This is a genomic window from Bartonella sp. SD1336NMGDW, from assembly GCF_042193565.1.
Lineage (GTDB): Bacteria > Pseudomonadota > Alphaproteobacteria > Rhizobiales > Rhizobiaceae > Bartonella > Bartonella grahamii.
The window spans coordinates 295,658-316,092 of the sequence record NZ_JBHILW010000001.1; the positions used below are offsets into that span (position 1 = coordinate 295,658).

Below are 20,435 nucleotides of genomic sequence, written 5' to 3' on the forward strand. Positions count from 1 at the left end.
TCATGACGTTTTTTTCTATTCCTGAAGCCGCTCTTGATGCACAAGCAACAGCAACACATCCCCAAAAAAACGTGTGGGTTTCTGCAAATGCTGGATCTGGAAAAACCCACGTTTTAAGTGAACGTGTTATCCGTTTGCTTTTAAACGGTACGCCTCCAGCACGTATTTTATGCCTTACTTATACAAGAGCTGCTGCTGCTGTTATGCAATCACGAATTTTTCGCACGCTTTCCAGTTGGAATGAACTCGATGATGCACAGCTGCAAGAAACCTTAACACGGTTTGAAAAAAAACCTGTTAATGCGCAAAAACTAACTTATGCACGACAACTCTTCGCGCGTGCTCTCGAAACGCCTGGTGGCTTAAAAATCCAAACGATTCATGCTTTTTGTGAATCTCTCTTGCATCAATTTATGTTAGAAGCCAATATTGCAGGGCATTTTGAACTTCCCGATGATATCAGTCGAAAAAAATTACGACAAGAATCTCGTCGTCAACTTTTAGCCCGTCGTGATGTACAACCTGCTTTGCAACAGTTACTTCAAGTTATTAGCGAACATACTTTTAACCAATTGCTTTATGAGGCAGTTGAAAAGCAACATAAATTGTCTGATTTTTTATCTTCTCTTTTATCTGAAAATGGAGAAGAAAAATTGCGCGCGCTTTTTAACTTAGCGCCCAATGAAACAAATCAATATCTGCTGGAACAAATTAAACAAACAGCGCGCCTTCCTCTTTATGCTCTTAAGCATTGTGAAATCAATGGTAGTCAAAGCTTTAAGGATATGGTGGAAAAACTTTCCCAATTAGAAAAGGTGCATGATGAGACAAATATTCTCAATATTATTTCTGATATTTATTTTACAATAAAAGGTGAGCCACGTAAGTTTTCACATTTATCTCGTAAAAAATCAGATGAAATTTGGCCTTTTATTCAACAAATGCTTGAAGATAAACAAAAAAAGCTTTCTCTTCTTTTAGAGAAATATCAATGCGCAAAAGTTGCTACTCTCAATATGGCTGCTTTTCAGTTATGTGCTGTTTATCTCAAAATCTATACGAATCTAAAAAAGGCCAATGGCTTCTTAGACTTTGACGACCTTATTGAGCGTACACTTCATTTGTTACAGCGTAAAGGTGCAAGCCAATGGGTTCATTATAAACTTGATCGTGGGCTTGATCACATTCTACTTGATGAAGCACAAGACACTAATCCTGAGCAATGGCAAATTATTCAACTCTTGGCACAAGAGTTTTTCTCAGGTTATAGCCAACGAACAAATATACGGACTCTTTTTGCTGTTGGAGATGAAAAGCAATCTATTTATTCTTTTCAAGGCGCAGCTCCAGAAAATTTTGATGAAAATGGACGAATCATTCAAAAAAAAGTGCAGCAAACCAATCAACAATTTGAAAAAATACAACTGCATTACTCTTTTCGCTCTACAGCGGATGTTCTTAAAAGCGTTGATATTGTTTTTGAAACACCAGAAAACTACAAAGGACTTTCGGCAGAAAATACAAAAACGGTGCATGAAGCTATTCGTGTTCATAGTCCCGGTGAAGTTGTTATATGGGATGCAATTTCCCAAGAGACGAGTGAATTTCCTCATGATTGGCATTTAAGCGTTGATCATTTAGATACCCCTGAAGTTCGTTTAGCAGAAAAAATTGCTGAAACTATTGCCAACTGGTTACAAAAAGGTGAAATGCTTCCAGCAAAAGGACGCTTAATACGGGCAAGTGATATTATGATATTGGTTCGTAAACGTGATCAATTTGTCTCAGCTCTTACCCGTGCTTTTAAACACCGCAATATTCCCGTAGCAGGGGCTGATCGTTTACAGCTTACCAAACATATTAGTATCCGTGATTTAATGGCGCTTGCACGTTTTGTTTTGCAGCCACAAGATGATCTTTCTCTTGCTTGTGTTTTAAAAAGCCCCCTTTTTGCTCTTAGTGAAGAGGAACTCTATCAGCTTGCTGCACACCGCACCGGCTCTCTTTGGCAAAGCTTATGTACGCACGCATCATCGCAGATATCTTTTAAAGATGCTTTTGAAAAGCTAAACCATTATCGCGCTTTAGTGGATAAAATACCGGTTTTCGAGTTTTATAGCCATATTTTGAATAATGATAAGGGAAGACAAAAAATTCTGTCTCGTTTAGGATCTGAAGCAAATGATGTGCTCGATGCTTTTATGGATTATACGCTCACTATTCAAAAAACAGGATTACCAGGATTACAAGCTTTTTTAGAAACATTAAGTGCAAGTGAACCAGAAATTAAACGTGAATTTGAACAAAATAATGAAGAAATCCGCATTATGACTGTTCATGCTGCAAAAGGACTAGAGGCTGCTATTGTGTTTTTAGTTGATCCTGGTAGTGCGATTTGGCATCCTCAGCATGCGCCTCACTTGCTTAAAGTTCCTTTAAACAATGCACAATGGAACGGAAAACAAACCTTTATTTGGCGTCCCAATGAAAAGTTTGATACAAAACTCTCTAAACAAGCAATTTCACACTTAAAAGAGCGTGCAGAAGAAGAATATAGGCGCCTTCTTTATGTAGGAATGACCCGCGCTGAGGATCGCTTGTTTATTTGTGGATATAAAGGACAGAAAACGCCATCTCATACATGGTTACAACTGGTAAAAAAAGCCCTTGAACCGCATGCTCTTGCTATAAAAGATTCTGCGGAAGATATTGCAGCTTGGCGTTATTGTATTACACCTCCTTCTTCTGCTTCTATAAACCCAAAAGTCCCTTGCGCTGAATGCCAAACCTTACCACCTTTGCCTGCTTTTTTCTCCCATAAAGTACCAGAAGAGCCAGTGCTACCAAAACCGTTAAAACCCTCAGTCGCGAGCCTTGCCATTGAAGCTGATACAGAGCTGTCCTCAAGTCCAAAACAGCTTACCATCTCCCCTGTTTTAGGAGAAACAAACACAAACAGAGCTTTTTTCATTGAATATGGTAATATCGTTCACCGATTATTACAATATTTACCCGATTACCCCCCCCAAAAACGTCGAGACTATGCTCGAAACTATCTCAATATCAAAGCCTCTCATTGGTATAAGAGCCAAAGAGAAGATGCTCTTCGCCATGTTTGGAAAATATTAGATCATGTTTACCTCAAGCCCCTTTTTTCTGAGCATTCACGTGCTGAGGTTTCCTTAATGGGTATTGTAAAAATTCGTGGAAAAGAACACGCAATTTCTGGTCAAATTGACCGTCTCTACATCACGCAAAACAGCATCATCTTTGCCGATTTTAAAACAGGAACCCCGCCAGAAAATGAAGCTGCTATTGCTTCCCATCACTGGTTGCAAATGGCTCTTTACCGAAAATTATTACAAGCTATTCATCCTGATAAAGATATCCAAGCTCTGCTTATCTACAGTAAAGAAGCCAAAATTTTTAAGCTTTCTCCAGAAAAACTCGAGGCATTTCTTGGTGAAGTTGCCTTATAAGTTATTCCTTTCCTTCAAAGTATCCTTACGCTTTTTTACTTTTATAAAATCGCCCAAACAAACACAATGCACAATCTCTGGTGTAAAAAAGTCCTTTAATAATTTATCTTTGCAATAACTTGATATGAATTGTTATCATACCAATCTATAAAGAGTGAATATAAAGGATAAATCAATGACGTGTATAAAAGTTGATAAGGACAATTTCGAAAGTGAAGTTCTAACCTCTTCCACCCCTGTTGTAGTTGATTTTTGGGCAGAATGGTGTGGCCCTTGCAAAATGATTGCTCCAATTTTGGATGAAATTTCAATGGAAATGCAAAATCAAGTTAAAATTGCTAAGGTAAATATTGATGAAAATCCGGAACTGGCTACCCAATACGGAGTACGTTCTATCCCTACATTATTAATGTTTAAAAATGGAAATATTTCATCGAATATGGTTGGTGCTACCTCTAAAGGACGTCTTTCTGAATGGATAAAAGATGGGCTTAGTTAATTCCACATATAATCACTATAAAGGAGAGAAGCTTTGTCTCTCCTTTTGATTTTTTAAACATTCTTTTTTGCATTATATTATAATAAAAAGATAATAAAATCAAAATGTTAAATGAATTTAAGAATTCGTACTTTTATGCATGATTCAATTGACTATTTTTTATAAAAAATTGCCCTGTATGAAGAATATAGGCAATTCTTTCCTTATATGCGCGTCAAAAATATTGGGTGAATGATAATTTCATAAAGGTATTTTCTTCTTGAATAAGACTATAGAGATAGATAGTGATTTCAACACATAAAAAGGCAATATCAATCTAGAAATAAGGAGATTTTTGTTTGGAGTCCTTTGCAATCATGAAAGGAGATTTTAAGAAAAAACTTTGCAAATTACTTTTCTGAAGTTCACAATTTTTAAGCAGAAAGAAGCAAGCAATTCACTATAGGTTATATAATGCTCTTCTAAAGGGTTACCACTTCAATTTAAAATTCTCTTACACTATTCTCTAGAATCAAAAGACTTTTTTTGAAGCCTTTACTAAAAGTATGAAAGGCAAAAAACATTCTCTAAAATAAATTGATAAATTGCTATAAATTAACGGATGTCCTTTGCAATTTATGTCATTGTTATATAAAAGAGCCAGTATTTCATCTCATCTTCATAGTTGATTACATCCATGAGGGACTTCTTTATGTTGTTCATCATCTCAAATTTCGGTACGTATTGAGGTATTATCAATTAAAAAATGATGATGTTCACGCTCATGTCGATGTTTTTTTAAAATGTACGAATTGCAAAAGACTGTTGCAAACGTTCAATGGAATGTTGTGCTGATCTGAGTGTTACATGACGCCCATGTTCTTTATAGTGTAAGGTGAGTGCAAAAGTGGCGAGTTCTAAAAGAGCTGTATTTCTTTCTGGCCATTCAACAAGTAAAATATTTTTCTCACGAGCTTCATGAAGCCCTAATTCATCAATTTCTTCTGCCATAGAAAGGCGGTAAAGATCAGCATGAATAATTTCAAACTGTGGAAGTTGATAGCTTTGCACAAGAGTAAAAGTAGGGCTTGGAACATCCATAGTATTATCGTTCGCAAGTGTTTGGATGATTGTACGTGCAATAGTTGATTTTCCAGTCCCAAGATCTCCTTGCAGCGTTACAAGATCCCCCGGCTTTAAAGAAAGGGTTAAATGTTGTGCAAAAAGCTTTGTTGCCTCTTCATTTTCAAGAAAAAAACTAAAGTTCATTAAGGGTTCCATGAAATGGATGAAAAATTTTTGTTATAATAAAGATTGAAATTAAAAAATCTTATCTCCTTTGGGAAGTGGGAAAAAACATTTAACTGTTGTTCCTTTTCCAGAACCGGTAAGAATCTCAACATGTCCACCGTGTAGTTCAACGAAACTCTTCACAAGGGAAAGGCCAAGACCCGCTCCTGCACGCCCGCCATGGTGTGAATGAGAAGAAAAACGTTTAAAAATACGATCAAGGACGTCTTTTGGAATATCAGAGCCTTCATTGTGAACGCTAAAGACAATATTATCATCTTGTTCATCAACGCAAAATTCAATAGTGCTCGCCTCCGTTGCAAAATTAATAGCATTACTCAGCACATTCACAAAAATTTGATGCAAGCGTTTTTCGTCAGCAGAAATGGAATTTAAGGAAGGAGAAATTTGTTGTAAAAGCGTAATATGGCGTCCATTAAGGCGATCTTCTATACGTGCTACTGCTTGTATCATAGCATCTGCAATATTAACCGATTTTATGTCCAACTCCATAATGCCTGCATCAAGGGTAGCAAGATCAAGAATATCGTTAACAATATTTAAAAGAGTTCCTGATTCTGAATGAATATGCCCAAGATATTCTTGTTGACGTTTATTGATAGAGCCGAAAATTTGATCACGTAAAATATCCGAAAATCCAATAATATTGGTGAGAGGTGTACGCAATTCATAGGAAACATGTTGGACAAATTCATTACGCAAACGATCAGCACTTTCTAATGCTTCATTTCTTTCTTGAAGAGCACGCGCAACATGGACAGTGTCTGTAACATTCACAAAAGTAAGCATTGTTTGTCCATCGGGAAGAGGAACCAGAGTATAGTCAATAATCATATCATTTTTAAGATCTATACGACCTGAATATGTTTCACGTTTTTCAGCAAAACCGGTAATGAATTTGGTAAATTGATCCCATTCTTGTCCTAAGGTTAAGGCTGAACAATGGCTTTGTAACTGTGTAATATGGGTCCCTTCTACCAGTAAATTATAAGGAAGCGACCACAATTTCGACAAGGCAGGATTCGATAAACGAAGGCGTCCATCGGTACCAAAAACAACCACGCCTTCGGAAAGTTTATCAAGTGTTTCACCTTGTATTTTAATAAGTGTATTATAACGGCGTTCAAGATCAATTTTTTCTGTAAGGTTTTCGTAAAGCCAAGTGACACCTCCTTGTGGATGAGGGTTCGAGATAACACGCACCGTACGCCCATCTGGAAGATTCCAAATTTGTTGGTTCGATTCTGTTTGTCGATAGGCTTTAAAAAGTTCTTCTTTCCATGCGCGCCAATCGGGGTGTTCAGCAATGAGCCCTTTTTCACGTAGACGTTCAAGAAATAATGTATGGCTTGGTTCACTTTCTAAAAAGGAAGTCTCCAACGGCCATAAAACTTTAAAAGCATGATTACAGAATTTTAATTTTTGGTTTGTATCAAAAATAGCTACAGCTGTTGAAATTTGGTCAAGTGTTTCACAATGGCTTTGAAGAACATAACGTAATTCATGAGCAAGATTTTCATATGCGCTGTCATCACGCGCAAAAGCTGCCATCCCTTCGGCTGTTGTAATACGTGTGAGATGAAAACGATGTCGTTCTCCATCAATAACTGTGTGAACATGTTCTTGAAAAATTGTTTCTGTTTCATCTGTTTTGCGTTGTGTATTCTCATTGAAAAGATCCCCCACTTCATCACTGCCTTCACGAAAGTCTGTCATTTCTCTAAAGGCGCGATTGATAAAACAAACTTTTCCTTCACAATCTTTTATCCATACGGGCTCTTGAATAAGATCAAGAAGATTACGCTGCATTCTCAGTTCAGTAAGAAGGCGGGCGATATCTTTCTGTAAACGAGCATTTTCACTCTGTTGTTTTGAGATATCTTGAAAACGAGCAATAGCGACTGTTCCTGCGATGACGCCTGTAACTTGTAGCAGTACATTGTTTGTGGTGGTGATAGAAAGATCAAAAGGGTGACATTTACAACGTAGTTGAGTCAATGCATAATCAAGTTCTCGCAGAGAATTTTCTTCAACCCAGAGCTCAAAACGCTGAAAATCTTTCTGATCGATTCCTATTTTTTGCAATGCAGAAAGGGCACCAACGACACGGGGTAAGGTTGTTGGATTTTCCCAAATAAGAAGGAATTGCTCGGTTTCTTCCAGAAGCCATTCATAATATTTAAGTTTTTCAGAAAAATTTGCCTGAATTATCTTCAATGGCTTCTGTGCAGTTTTTTTTGCACACATAATAACAGCTAGACACGTGAGAAGTGAAGCACAAGAAATTCCTCCACACAGCGCTAAAAGCAGCCATGGACCATCTAGTAAAGTGAAGAAAAATGGTAAATAACCTTCCAATGACTGAGCAACAGCGCATGTTGGAGAAAAAAAGAAAAAAAGGCAAAATATATACGCATAGATTCGAATCATTTTTTGAGCTTTTTCTTTGGGGTTATAGTCACCAAAGCTGCGCACGACATCTTACCCTTTTTTAACCCAAGGAAATGTTTAGTAACGGTAATGGTTTGGTTTATAAGGTCCTTGTGGTGTGACTCCAATATAAGCGGCTTGTTCTTCTGATAAAACACTTAATTTTATTCCTAACCGATCAAGATGTAGACGTGCAACTTTTTCATCAAGATGTTTAGGCAAAACAGTGACTTCATTTGTATAGTGTTCTGCACGGGTAAAAAGTTCAATTTGCGCTAAAACTTGATTAGTAAACGAGGCTGACATGACAAAAGAGGGATGCCCAGTCGCATTCCCGAGGTTTAACAAACGCCCTTCAGAGAGCAAAATGATGCGTTTTCCATCGGGAAAGGTGATCATATCAACTTGTGGTTTAATATTTGTCCATGGCAAATTTCTAAGGGCTGCGACTTGGATTTCGTTATCAAAATGACCAATATTGCCAAGAATACACATATCCTTTACTTGTCGCATATGGTCTAAACGAACAACATCTTTATTGCCTGTTGTCGTGATGATAATATCAGCACTGGAAGCAGCATCATCCAAATTAACAACTTCATAGCCATCCATAGCTGCTTGAAGAGCGCAAATAGGATCAATTTCTGTTACTTTAACACGAGCCCCAGCACCAGAAAGAGATGCTGCTGAACCTTTTCCTACGTCACCATAACCACAGACAATGGCAGTTTTACCAGCGATCATCACGTCTGTTCCACGTCGAATACCATCGACCAATGATTCTTTACATCCATATTTATTATCAAACTTTGATTTAGTGACGCTATCATTGACATTAATAGCAGGAAAAGGCAAAAGCCCTTCTTTTTGTAACTGATAAAGACGGTTTACACCTGTTGTGGTTTCTTCGCTTACACCTTTAATTGCTGCGCGCTGTCGTGTAAAAAATCCTGGCGTTGCATCCATACGCTTTTGTATTTGTTTGAAAAAAATTTCTTCTTCTTCTGTTTTGGGATGCGATAGGATATCTTTATTTTGTTCTGCACGACTTCCCATTAAAATATAGTTTGTGGCATCAGCGCCATCATCTAAAATAAGATTGGAAGGATTACCATCTGGCCATTGGAAAATTGCATCTATATAAGTCCAATATTCTTCCAATGTTTCACCCTTAACGGCGAATACAGGAATACCAGTTGCGGCGATAGCTGCTGCTGCATGGTCTTGCGTAGAAAAAATATTGCTAGAGCTCCACCGTATATCGGCGCCAATTGCTTTTAATGTTTCAATTAAAACAGCTGTTTGAATTGTCATGTGCAATGAGCCAGAAATACGCGCTCCACGCAAAGGTTGATTAGAGGAAAACTCCTTGCGACAAGCCATCAAACCAGGCATTTCAGTTTCAGCAATATCAAGTTCTTTACGACCATAAGCGGCAAGTGCAATATCTTTGACAACAAAATCTTGAGCTGCCATTCTTTATTCCTTTAAAATAAGTTTTTCCAAGACGGTAGGAGAAATTAAAAAAAAATGCAAGACAAGAAGAGGACTTCTTTATGTGAAAAAGCTCTTTTAAAATCTCCATAAATTTGTGCAACAAATATGCATTTATGAATCTGAGTAATGATGTTACTGAAAGAATAAGAGATCTTCATGATAAGTCTTATTATATAAACAAAACTCTATCCTTTTCACGTAACTTTAAAGCTTTTAAAAATCTCCAGAGAGAATACCTTTTAAATAATAAAAATTGTGCATTGCTTCACAGTTTTTATATCGATTTTTTATGGGATAATATCGAAAGTAGAATACTTATATTCTACGCGCTTATGCGGTTGTTGAAAAAGGAAGTATTACCCTACTTTAATCTCATTATTAAGCTTTCTACCAAAATAATATAATGCAAAGTCATAGGTTATCATATTTATGAATAGGCAATTCAGAATCGGTTCTTTAGGATTCCAATGTTGCATCTGCTCTTGGATAAAGACAGTTTATAAGAAGTGCTTTTCTCTTGTTTTCAACGATTTTTATCAAAATACTATAGGTATACGATTAAACATTTTTTGTGATACTGAATAGAGCATTTAAAACGCAAAAACATTACTCTATTGAGCATTCTGATTTCAGAATCGCTAACAACGAGCTATAAATTATAAATCAAATAATTAACTCAGTTTTGAAAAAATTTATTCTAGACGAATAAGTTTTGCGAAAATTGACCATGTGGACGAAATCGCCAAAGATAACTTGGCAAGAATGCAGCCATTGCTCTGGGAGTAATTCCCACACCTTCTAGAGTATATCCATTCTCTATAGCCTCTTTAGAAACAATGTTATCCATTTGCAAAAAACGTATCTGATTGGCTGTTACGAGTGTTGGTACAAAAGGCAATTTACCGATAGTTCCCAAAATTCCTCCAATCAATAGACCAGCAGAAAGGGGCATGGATAGGATTGTTTTTTTACGGTGAATAATTTTGAGTATATTTTCAAGAGTATTTTGAAAGGTGATAATCTGGGGACCACCAAGATCATAATTTTTTCCCCAAGAAACCTGTCCATCTAAAGTGCGCGCGATAAACTCAGCAACGTCACCAACATACACGGGTTGCAATTTGCTTTGCCCACCCCCAAAAAGAGGCATAATTGGTAAAAAACGTGACAAATCTGCTAAGGTGTTAAAGAAACAATCCTCTGGTCCAAAGATAACGGATGGACGGATAATAATTGCTTGAGGATGCTTGTTATGAACGATTTGTTCACCCATAAACTTAACACGTGCATAAAGACATGAAGCATTCTCGTTAGCCACAAGTGCTGACATATAGATGAGTGGAATAGCAGCTTGTGCTGTTAATTCAGCAACATTGTAAGCACCATCAATTTGTGTGTTTTTAAAATTCGATTGATTTGCTTGTTTTAAGCTACCAGGTAAAAACACTGCCGCATCAGCTCCAAGCAACGCGCGTGCAACAGAAGCACGATGCTTGATATCCGTTTTAAGCATTTGGGTTTGTCCTACTTCTCCTATTTGGAGCATGTAATAAGCTTTTTGTGGACAACGAACAGCGATACGAACGCGATATCCCCGCTTAGTCAAAGTTTCAACGACATGTCGTCCTACAAAACCAGATCCGCCAAAAACAGTAACAAGTTTAGGATGTTGATAAAGTGCACAATCAAGTTGCATGATTAAAAAGTCTATCTTTCAACGCTTTTAAAATAATCGATTTTTAGCACGGAGGTGTTTTATTGTCACGCAAAATATCGCCCGCAAGATAAAGGGAACCACTAATAAGGACAATTGCCTCTTTATATTCGGCTCTAATCTTATGCAAAGCATCTTGTAGATGCGCTTGTGGAGTAGCAAAGATTCCTGCTTTTTGCGCTGATTCAGCTAATTTTATTGGAGAGATACCGGCATTATTGTTAATCAGCGGTATCGTATATATTTTATCGACAAGGTTCGCTAAGGAACGAAAATAACCAACAGCATCTTTGGTATTGAGCATACCAGCAATCATAATAATGGGACGATCTGTTTTTTTTCTCCATTGTGTAAGTTCTGCCGCAATAACTTTTCCAGCAGCAGGATTGTGACCACCGTCTAACCATAAATCAATATTAGGAGACAGTTGATCAACCAAATGTCCTTGGATAAGATGTTGCATCCGTGCGGGCCAATAGATATTTTTCAAAGCGTCATTTATGGTTTGTTCTGAAAGTTGAAAACCCGCTTGACAAACTGCTTCAAGAGATGCGCCAGCATTGGCAACTTGGTGGTCTCCAATAAGGTTAGGAAGTGAAAGATCCATGAGACCTTGATTGTTTTGAAAAACCATACGTCCATGTTCTTTATAACTTTGATAATCTTGATCAAATAGAGAATAAGGTGCTTTATTTTTATCGGCAAGGGGTATTAAAGTAGCAAGAGTTTCTTCATAATTTTGCTTCCCGATGACTACTGGAACATTTGGTTTGATAATCCCTCCTTTTTGAAAAGCGATTTGAGCAATTGTATTTCCAAGAAAGGTTTCATGATCATAATCAATGGGCATAATAAGCGATACAGCTGGTTTGTTAATGACATTGGTAGCATCAAAACGTCCTCCCAAACCAACTTCTAAAATGACAACATCAGCTGGATGTATACTAAACAGCATAAAGGCAGCGGCTGTAAAAATTTCAAAAATAGTAATCGGCTCTTGACGATTTACTTTTATAATTTCATGGATTGTCTCAGCTAATTGGTTTTCTGTAACAAGTTGACCACCTCCTTTTTGAGCTAACCGGCAGCGTTCATTCCAGTTGACGAGATGAGGTGAGCTATAGACATGAACGCAGTATCCTGCACTTTCTAAAAGAGCACGGCAAATTGCTGAGGCAGATCCTTTGCCATTTGTTCCAGCGATGTGAATAATAGGGGCAAGTTTTAAATGCGGATTACCAAGACGCTCTAAAAGGTGAATAATACGCTCTAAAGAAAGATCAAATTTTTTCGGATAATTTTTTAGTAAATCATCCACCACCCTTTGTATTTGGCTTTGTTGCATAAACTTAAGCTGCTTTTGTCCTAGAAAGCGATGTTTGAAAGTCTGTTGGGGATGGATCGGAAGGGTTAAAAACAGCAGGGCGTTTCATCATCAAGCGTAAAAGACGCGCAATTGTTGTTTTCATTTCTAAACGCGATACAACCATATCAATCATACCATGTTCGAGCAGATATTCACTACTTTGAAAGCCTTCTGGTAGGGTTTCACGTATAGTTTGTTGAATCACACGTGGACCAGCAAAACCAATCATAGCGCCAGGTTCGGCAATGTGAATATCACCAAGCATGGCGTAAGAAGCAGTAACACCACCGGTGGTTGGATTAGTCAGCACAACAATATAGGGAAGTTTTGCTTCTTTCAACATTTCAATCGCTACAGTTGTACGAGGCATTTGCATCAACGAGAGCGTTCCTTCTTGCATGCGTGCGCCACCAGAAGCAGAAAAAAGAACTAACGGGCGCCTTTCGGCAATGGCAGTATCAAAAGCTTTAATAATAGCTTCTCCTGAAGCCATACCGAGTGATCCACCCATAAAGGCGAAATCTTGAACAGTTGCAATAATTGGTAAGCCTTCAATCGTACCACGTGCACTTAAAATATTATCATCAACACCAAGTTTAGAACGATAATCTTTTAACCGGTCAATATAGCGTTTTTCGTCACGAAATTTTAAGGGATCTGTTACAACCTTTGGATTTTCAAGAGCTGTATAAACACCATCATCAAAAAAATGCATGAGACGATTTTTAGCGCTGATACGCATATGATGGCCAGAATTGGGAGCGACAAATTGATTAGCTTCCAGATCTTTATGGAAGATCATTTCACCACTGGTAGGATCTTTAATCCATAGATTTTCTGGAATTTCACGGCGCCCCAATATAGAATTAATTTTAGGACGAACATAATTTGTAATCCAGTTCATCTTTATAACCTTCCTTTAAATATTACACATCTTTCGCATAATTTGAAAGAATATGAACCTAAGCAGTCACATTTGCTTTACCGGTGTAACAAAGAAGCCTATTTAATACTTTTATCAGTGTACGTATAGCTTGTTTTTTAATTTTTTAATTTTCCAATATCATAACAATCATATCTATGAAGAGTATTCCCTATAACAAATTTCTCATAAGTTTAAGAACTTACATGTTTTTATTTTTTTACTTTGGTATTAAAATTCACTCCTTGCGATGGTTAACAACCCCCTTATTTTTCAATAAAAATGAATATCCAATTAATCATTCGTATCAACAGTTTTGAAGAAAAGAAACCTTATAATATAAGGCGTTAACAAGGCTAAAATAATCCATTTAAGATAATGTATATGATAACACCATATTAGCGAAACGCTAACATCAGAGCAAGATTTTTTTCAAAAGGTTTTTTTAAAGCGCGCGCTTTTCACAATTAAAATAGAATACCCTCAAAAATGCTATCATATTACTCATTCATGTGCTTGTTTTACACAGATATTTTACGCCTTTTTGAAAGTACTTTTATCCACACACCACCTTCGTTTATGACATATTAACAAACGATTTCAATTGATCCAATATGGATAGGATTAAAATGAGAAAGCCTCATGATATTTAGGTTTTTCACTCATGTTATGAAACGATAAATTATCTTTATAAATCAATATATTGCTTTAATAAAAGATAAAGCATAAGATTTTAATATTATGCTTTCTTTGGCTGGCAAGTTTTATTAGCCTTAAAGTCAAGTAACATTATTTTTGTGTAATGCGTGCCATGGTCTTTTGGGAAAGCATTTTGTGTAAATATGTCATAAAGGCGGCTGCAAAAAGCGGTGTTGATAAATTAAGAATTGGAATCGAAACAAAAAGCGCTATCAATAATCCTGCACCAAAAACCGTTGTATAATGAGTATGTAAAAAAGCACGTGCATCTTGCTCTGTTCGAAAACGATAAGCAGCAAACAAGAAATATTCATGACCAAGCAAATAACCATTAATAACATAAAAAGCGATTAAATTAATACCTGGTATGAAGAATAAAATAAAAGCAATTCCATTACCAAGAAGGCTTAAAATAACAAATTTAAAGGAAATGATAAGAGAACGCTGAAACGGCAAAGCTTGTCCAATAGGCTCGTTTGGGTAATCCTCTTTTTCAATGATTTCAGCAACAGAGTCAATGAAAAAACCACCAATCATAGCTGCGATTGGTGCAATCAAAAAAGCCAACAAAAGAGCCAAACCAAGATTAAAAATGATAAGCACGCTAAAACCAATCCATCCCGCCCAACTAGGGAGTCCAGGAAGAAACTGAGCAATCCAGGGCCAAAAGTAAGACACAAAAAGTTGGTGCACACATAACCATAAAATGGCGAGAATGAAAAAAGTAATCCCCAATGCTTTCAGTATCATAATACTATATTGCGAGGTCAGAAGACGTTGTAAAGCACGATAGGCAGCAGTAAAAATCATAGATTAATAAACTAAGGAAAGAAGCAAAAAAACAAGAAATATATTTAAAGAATGCACAGTGTAATTTTTTATTTTTTGAATTACAAGATTTCTTTTCAAGAACATTATAAAAAACGGCTAAGGCTTCTTTGTTTAAAATAAAATTTGAATAAATAGAAATTTTGATTTTTAAAAATCAAGAAGAATTTAAAAAGCAGCTGTTGTAGAAGAAATTTTTAATATTTTTCTACAGAGTGCAGGTTATTGCGTTTATATGATATATGTGAAAAATTAAGGAATAAGAACTATTTGGGAGGAAAGTTGTTGACTTCTATTTATTCAGTAGTGTTGTCTAACTTCGTTTATCTACGTGCTTAATTGTTTTGTACAATTCCTAATGCTCTGTACTTTTATACTATTTGGCGGCATGCTTTTGCCTCTCGCTTTTATTCAAAACATATTGAGTTCAATGGAATCGGAGTAACGTAGTAGCTTGTAGATATTCTGATTTGGGCAACAGAATGATTAATATGATAGAAGTGGAAAATAAGCTTAGGCGATTGATCGTCCATATCCCATGGAAGGGTAATTTCTTGAGAAGAAGCAAAGAGTGGGAGACACCACTGATGATTAAAAATGATGAGATTTTGAATTTTAAAAGCTATAAGTGCAATGAAGTAGAATTCATTGAAGCACTTTTCATACAAGTGGTACACTGTATCAAATAATTTTTAGATAATAACACCATTAATTTATGAAGAGAATTGATCATTTTCAACTTGAATAAGAATCCAAAATATAGAAATATTCTTTAATTTCAAAGCCTTTATTCAACATCAAAAAATTATTTACTTGCACATTATAGGCGAGACCAATGTATGGATACAAAGCTTTCGATAAAGGACTAAAAATGCTTCTCATGAAACATCACAATGTGAGGATATCATGGATCAAATTCTAGTCTTTGTGGTCTTGGTATGCTGGAGAGAGGACACACACATTTAATTTTAAAGACCGATCACTGAGGAAAATAATAAAGGCGTCAGTTTCATAAACTTATAGACAGTGGTGCAATGAATTTTATCTACACTCTTTATGAGCATCAGTGTAAGATATGCTTCAAATTGTATTGAGATGTTAAAATACATTGATTTATTACATTATTTTTCATAGTGAATAAGAGCTTCAAATAAAGTTGTCATATTTTCTCATTAGCTGCTCTCATCATGAAATAATCAAAATCATTTACTTGCACATCATAAATAGGAGCAATATCGGGATAAAAACATTGAAGAAAGAAAATGCTTTTATAAATTTTATTCAGTGCAAGAGCTTTCTCAAAATTGATAATAGGCAAAGTGAATGATAGCTTGTTTTTTTATAAGCTGGGGAGACAGTGGTGCAATAGATCCTACTTTTGTATGAAGACTATGGCAATTTTTTAAAGAAACATTTCCCAACAGTGCCTGTGAATGGTATAAGGGTAAAGCTCTCGTGAATAATATAAAACTTATAGGGCACCACTATCTTTACACTTAATAAAAGAGCACGGCGGGCACCATCATTCTCTCAGTATTGCTCGACAGCTCTGTTCTTGAGACGGTCCATTATAAGCGTTTTTAGTTCTTTCTTAAACGTTTTGTATTCATACGGCTATCCTTCTTTGCAACGTGCAAGAAAATGGTTTTTATTGATTCAACATGAGAGAGATTTGAAATGAGAGAATCTTACGATATTCGGGATTCTAATTTAATATGAACAACGCTAGATTATCACTATAAATCAAAATATTGTATACTAATCGAGATAGATAGACACCTATTGTTAGTTCTATTTTATAAGGTGTTTTAATATGAATGCATTTGAAGGGTTATTATTTGAAATGGGGTATATTTTCCTCATGAGGAGTAGGTGTTTGGGGGGCAAAAAATGATACAATCATGTTTGCTAATTTTTGCGCTACGTGTTGTTTACTCATATGGGGCCATTGTTCAACTTTTTCCTTACTCACGAGATAAACTTGATTTGTATCAGCACCCATGACACTTGTGCCATCTAGTTGAAGAGAAATATCATTAGCAAGAATGAAATCAGCTCCTTTTTCAACACATTTTTTTTGCGCATTGGCAATGATATCACATGTTTCAGCAGCAAAACCAATGACCAATGAGGGGCGATTTGGAGCGTGTCCAATCGTTGCTAAAATGTCAGGATTTTCGACCATATGAAGGGATGGTGGTATTTTATGAGCATTCTTTTTAATTTTGTGTAAAGACTGCGTTTGACTGCGCCAATCACAAACAGCGGCAACGAAGATGGCACCATCAGCAGGCAATGCGGTTTGAACGGCTTGTAACATCTGTTGTGCTGTTTCAACATGAATGGTTTTTACTTCTTGTGGGTCTGCAAGATTAACAGGTCCACAAATAAGTGTTATTTTTGCACCCAAATGCGCAAGAGCGGTTGCGATGGCATGACCTTGTTTTCCTGAAGATCGATTAGCAAGATAACGCACCGGATCAATTGGTTCATGGGTAGGGCCAGAGGTAACGATGAAATGGCGGTCAGAGAGAGGTTTTTCATGCACATTCAAAAGAGCCTCTATGGTAGCGACAATCGTTAAAGGTTCACTCATGCGCCCATATCCTATCTCGTCACGTTCAGCCATATTTCCGATTTCTGGTCCAATGATATGAACGCCATCTGCGCGCAGTTGTGCAACATTGCGAATAGTGGCCGGATGCGCCCACATGGACGGATTCATAGCAGGTGCAATTAAGAGTGGACAGCGTGCCGCTAAAAGGATGCAATCAGCCAGATCATCTCCTATGCCATTGGCTATTTTTGCAATGCGATTGGCTGTAGCAGGGGCTAAAATAATAAGGTCAGCATTACGTGCTAATCGGATATGTCCAATATCGTGTTCTTCTTCGCGTGAAAATAAATCAGTATATACAGTACTACCGCTTAAAGCTTCAGCGGCTAAAGGCGTAATAAATTTTTGTGCTGCTTTTGTCATCACAACTTTTAAGTGTGCTCCGCGTTCTTGTAAACGGCGCATCAAATCAAGTGCTTTATAGGATGCAATACTTCCTCCAATGATAAGAAGGAGAGATTTTGATTTCAATGATTGCACTTCAACAGCACTAGTATGAGAGAGTTGTGTGGTGTAAGGAGTGGGATTGCTTAAAAGGCGTCGGACTTCTTCTTCCATAGAAATACCATTTTTCGCGGCGCGTATGCGCAAAGCTTCTTTGGTTTCAGGAGACAGGTTACGAATAGTAATACTGGCCATAAAATACCTCCAAGAAATAAAATGATTGCAATGATTTCATTATTGATATTTTTAGCATATTAAGGAAATTAGAAAAGATGAAAAAAGTAAAAAGTGAGACAAACGCAACAAAGCGCAATGATGAAAAGGCTATAACGACCATAACGGTTTCTGCGACTTTGTTCGACAGCAAGTTGTTTGAGGGTGGCAGGAGAAAGATTAAAACCTGTTTTTCTCATTTGATCTAAATCTTCTTCTATCCGTTGGAAATTTTGAACCAATTGTGGTGTTTTGCGTGCCAGCGAAAGGAGAGCTTGCGCTCCTTCACTAAAGTCTTTTGCAACGCCTACGGGCCCTAAATTTTTACTAATCCATTCTTTGACAACAGGTTCAGAAGCTTTCCACATATTAAAAGTGGGGTCTAATGTGCGGGCAACACCTTCCACGACAACCATCGTTTTTTGCAGCAATAAAAGTTCAGGTCGCGTTTGCATGTCAAATAATTCAGTGACTTCAAACAATAAAGTGAGCAATTTAGCCATGGAAATGCTTTGTGCTGATTGTCCGTGTATTGGTTCACCAATAGCGCGGTTGGCTTGCGCAAAGCTTTCAATATTATGGTATGAAGGAACATAACCTGCTTCAAAATGGGCGCGTGCAACCCGATGGTAATCGCGGGTAATAAAGCCGTAAAGAATTTCAGCAAGGAAATGCTTTTCTTTTTTGCCAAGTCTTCCTGTAATGCCTAGATCAACAGCAACAATACATCCTTTTGCATCTACAAATAAATTACCAGGATGCATATCGGCGTGAAAAAAACCATCACGCAATGTATGACGAAGAAAAGATTGAATAAGCGTAATGGCAAGCGCCTGCAAATCAAATCCTGCTTCTTTGAGTTTGGAAATTTCGGATATTCTGATACCATCAATCCATTCCATTGTGAGAACATTACGTCCTGTCCGTTCCCAGTCAATACGCGGAACCCGAAAGCCTGTATCATGTTGAATATTTTCAGCCATTTCAGATATAGCTGCTGCTTCTAACCGTAAATCCATTTCAAGGCGTGTTGTTTGTGCTAAAGTATCCACCACACGAACAGGACGAAGCCTTCGAGAGGCAGGGATATAGCGCTCTTGTAAGTGAGCAATGAGATAGAATCCTCTAAGATCTTTAGAAAAACGCGCTCTGATATTAGGACGAATAACTTTTACAGCACATTTTTTCTTATGACCAGTTTCATCACTGTATTCAGCTGGGTGAACTTGAGCAATAGAAGCGGCAGCAATGGGGGGATAAAAATTTATGAATAAATCATCGATAGAGCGACCAAGAGAACTTTCAATTTGAGCGACAGCGGCAGTGCAAGAAAATGTTTGGACACGATCTTGTAGTTGTGACAAATCTTCCGCAATATCACGCCCAACAATATCAGGTCTTGTGGCAAGAAATTGACCAAGTTTTATGTAAGAGGGTCCAAGCTTATTAATGGCATACGAAATATTTTCAGAACGCTGTTTTTTTTTTGTTTTGCGTCGTGCTAATGCACTCGCTATACGATGACATAGCGCTGGAAATCCTTGAAGGTCATCATGAGGAAGAGCACTTAAAACACCTTCACGTGTTAAAACCCATCCTGCACGCATCAATTGAAAGTAAGGGGAAATTTGCACCATTTTTAAATTTTCCAACCTGAATGCAGTGCTGCAATCGCACCGGTGAGATTACGGTACGATACCCGCGAAAATCCCGCATGCTTGATCATATGGGCAAAATCATCTTGCTTAGGAAATTTGCGGATAGATTCAACCAAATAACGATAAGCATCACCATCATTTGCAATAAATTGACCCAGCTTAGGGATAGCATGGAAAGACCAAAGATCATAAATTTTATCGAGCCAAGGCATCTCGACATTTGAAAATTCTAAACATAAAAAACGTCCACCGGGCTTTAAAACACGAAAAGCTTCTCTAAGAGCTTGATCAATATGAGGAACATTGCGAATTCCAAAAGCAATAGTGTAAGCGTCAAAGCTTTGATCTTCAAAAGGTAGATTTTCTGCATTGGCTTCAACAAAATCAATCAGAGGAGCAAGACCATTTTTTTGTGCGCGTTTTTTGCCAACGTTGAGCATTGAGCCATTAATATCAAGCACTGTAGCATGGGCTTTTTGGCGTGAAGCATTAAGAATACGAAAAGCAATATCACCTGTACCGCCAGCGACATCAAGAACTTTCCAATGAGAAAGTGCTGGTGGGGAAAGCCAAGAAATCATGGAATTTTTCCACACACGGTGTAGCCCTAAGGATAAGATATCATTCATCTTGTCATAATTTTCAGCAACAGAATGAAACACACCATCCACCATGGATTGTTTTTGTGTTTCATCTACTCTTGTAAAACCAAAAGAGTGCTCCATGCCACCCTTGGCTCCTACACGTTCTGTTTCAACTGCCATGTGTATGACCTTCCT

General features: G+C 37.1%; 12 protein-coding genes. 2 read left to right on the forward strand and 10 right to left on the reverse strand.

What is annotated here, in order from left to right; translation table 11 throughout:
* Positions 1 to 2: 2 nt before the first annotated feature.
* Together addA and trxA are read left to right on the forward strand one after the other, a co-directional pair.
* The gene (gene addA, locus ACFIKH_RS01290; RefSeq protein WP_375670807.1) at positions 3 to 3,479 is read left to right on the forward strand and encodes a double-strand break repair helicase AddA; all 3,477 of its coding nucleotides are present in this window, start codon (positions 3 to 5) and stop codon (positions 3,477 to 3,479) included.
* Between the two features lie 175 nt (positions 3,480 to 3,654).
* Positions 3,655 to 3,978, forward strand: a complete 324-nt coding sequence (trxA, locus tag ACFIKH_RS01295; protein WP_012754458.1) for a thioredoxin — start codon at positions 3,655 to 3,657, stop codon at positions 3,976 to 3,978.
* 777 nt (positions 3,979 to 4,755) lie between these two features.
* On the opposite strand, the gene tsaE is transcribed toward trxA, so the two are convergent.
* From tsaE to ubiE, 10 genes are all read right to left on the reverse strand, one after another.
* A complete protein-coding gene (gene tsaE / locus ACFIKH_RS01300) occupies positions 4,756 to 5,226 on the reverse strand; it encodes a tRNA (adenosine(37)-N6)-threonylcarbamoyltransferase complex ATPase subunit type 1 TsaE (RefSeq protein ID WP_375626156.1) in 471 nt (156 codons plus the stop codon).
* Positions 5,227 to 5,277: 51 nt separating this feature from the next.
* The gene (locus ACFIKH_RS01305) at positions 5,278 to 7,743 is read right to left on the reverse strand and encodes a PAS-domain containing protein (RefSeq protein WP_375651658.1); all 2,466 of its coding nucleotides are present in this window, start codon (positions 7,741 to 7,743) and stop codon (positions 5,278 to 5,280) included.
* A gap of 33 nt (positions 7,744 to 7,776) precedes the next feature.
* On the reverse strand, positions 7,777 to 9,174 hold the full coding sequence (gene ahcY / locus ACFIKH_RS01310) for an adenosylhomocysteinase (RefSeq protein ID WP_375633659.1): 1,398 nt from the start codon (positions 9,172 to 9,174) through the stop codon (positions 7,777 to 7,779).
* A gap of 718 nt (positions 9,175 to 9,892) precedes the next feature.
* Entirely contained in the window at positions 9,893 to 10,891 is a 999-nt protein-coding gene (locus ACFIKH_RS01315; RefSeq protein ID WP_375670809.1) for a complex I NDUFA9 subunit family protein, read from the reverse strand.
* 43 nt (positions 10,892 to 10,934) lie between these two features.
* Complete coding sequence (locus ACFIKH_RS01320) at positions 10,935 to 12,254, reverse strand: bifunctional folylpolyglutamate synthase/dihydrofolate synthase (protein WP_375670811.1); 1,320 nt, start codon at positions 12,252 to 12,254, stop codon at positions 10,935 to 10,937.
* 4 nt (positions 12,255 to 12,258) lie between these two features.
* On the reverse strand, positions 12,259 to 13,179 hold the full coding sequence (gene accD / locus ACFIKH_RS01325; protein WP_375625491.1) for an acetyl-CoA carboxylase, carboxyltransferase subunit beta: 921 nt from the start codon (positions 13,177 to 13,179) through the stop codon (positions 12,259 to 12,261).
* A gap of 807 nt (positions 13,180 to 13,986) precedes the next feature.
* Complete coding sequence (locus tag ACFIKH_RS01330) at positions 13,987 to 14,706, reverse strand: sulfate transporter family protein (protein WP_375625490.1); 720 nt, start codon at positions 14,704 to 14,706, stop codon at positions 13,987 to 13,989.
* A gap of 1,852 nt (positions 14,707 to 16,558) precedes the next feature.
* Positions 16,559 to 17,980, reverse strand: coding sequence for a bifunctional phosphopantothenoylcysteine decarboxylase/phosphopantothenate--cysteine ligase CoaBC (gene coaBC, locus ACFIKH_RS01335; RefSeq protein WP_375626168.1), 1,422 nt, complete (start codon positions 17,978 to 17,980; stop codon positions 16,559 to 16,561).
* A 68-nt stretch (positions 17,981 to 18,048) separates the two neighbouring features.
* Positions 18,049 to 19,635 carry a 2-polyprenylphenol 6-hydroxylase gene (gene ubiB, locus ACFIKH_RS01340; protein ID WP_375625488.1) on the reverse strand — a complete coding sequence of 529 codons (1,587 nt, stop codon included), beginning with the start codon at positions 19,633 to 19,635 and terminating at the stop codon, positions 18,049 to 18,051.
* Positions 19,636 to 19,637: 2 nt separating this feature from the next.
* Positions 19,638 to 20,420: a bifunctional demethylmenaquinone methyltransferase/2-methoxy-6-polyprenyl-1,4-benzoquinol methylase UbiE gene (ubiE, locus tag ACFIKH_RS01345; protein WP_375625487.1), complete on the reverse strand. Its 783-nt coding sequence runs from the start codon at positions 20,418 to 20,420 to the stop codon at positions 19,638 to 19,640.
* Between the last annotated feature and the right edge of the window lie 15 nt (positions 20,421 to 20,435).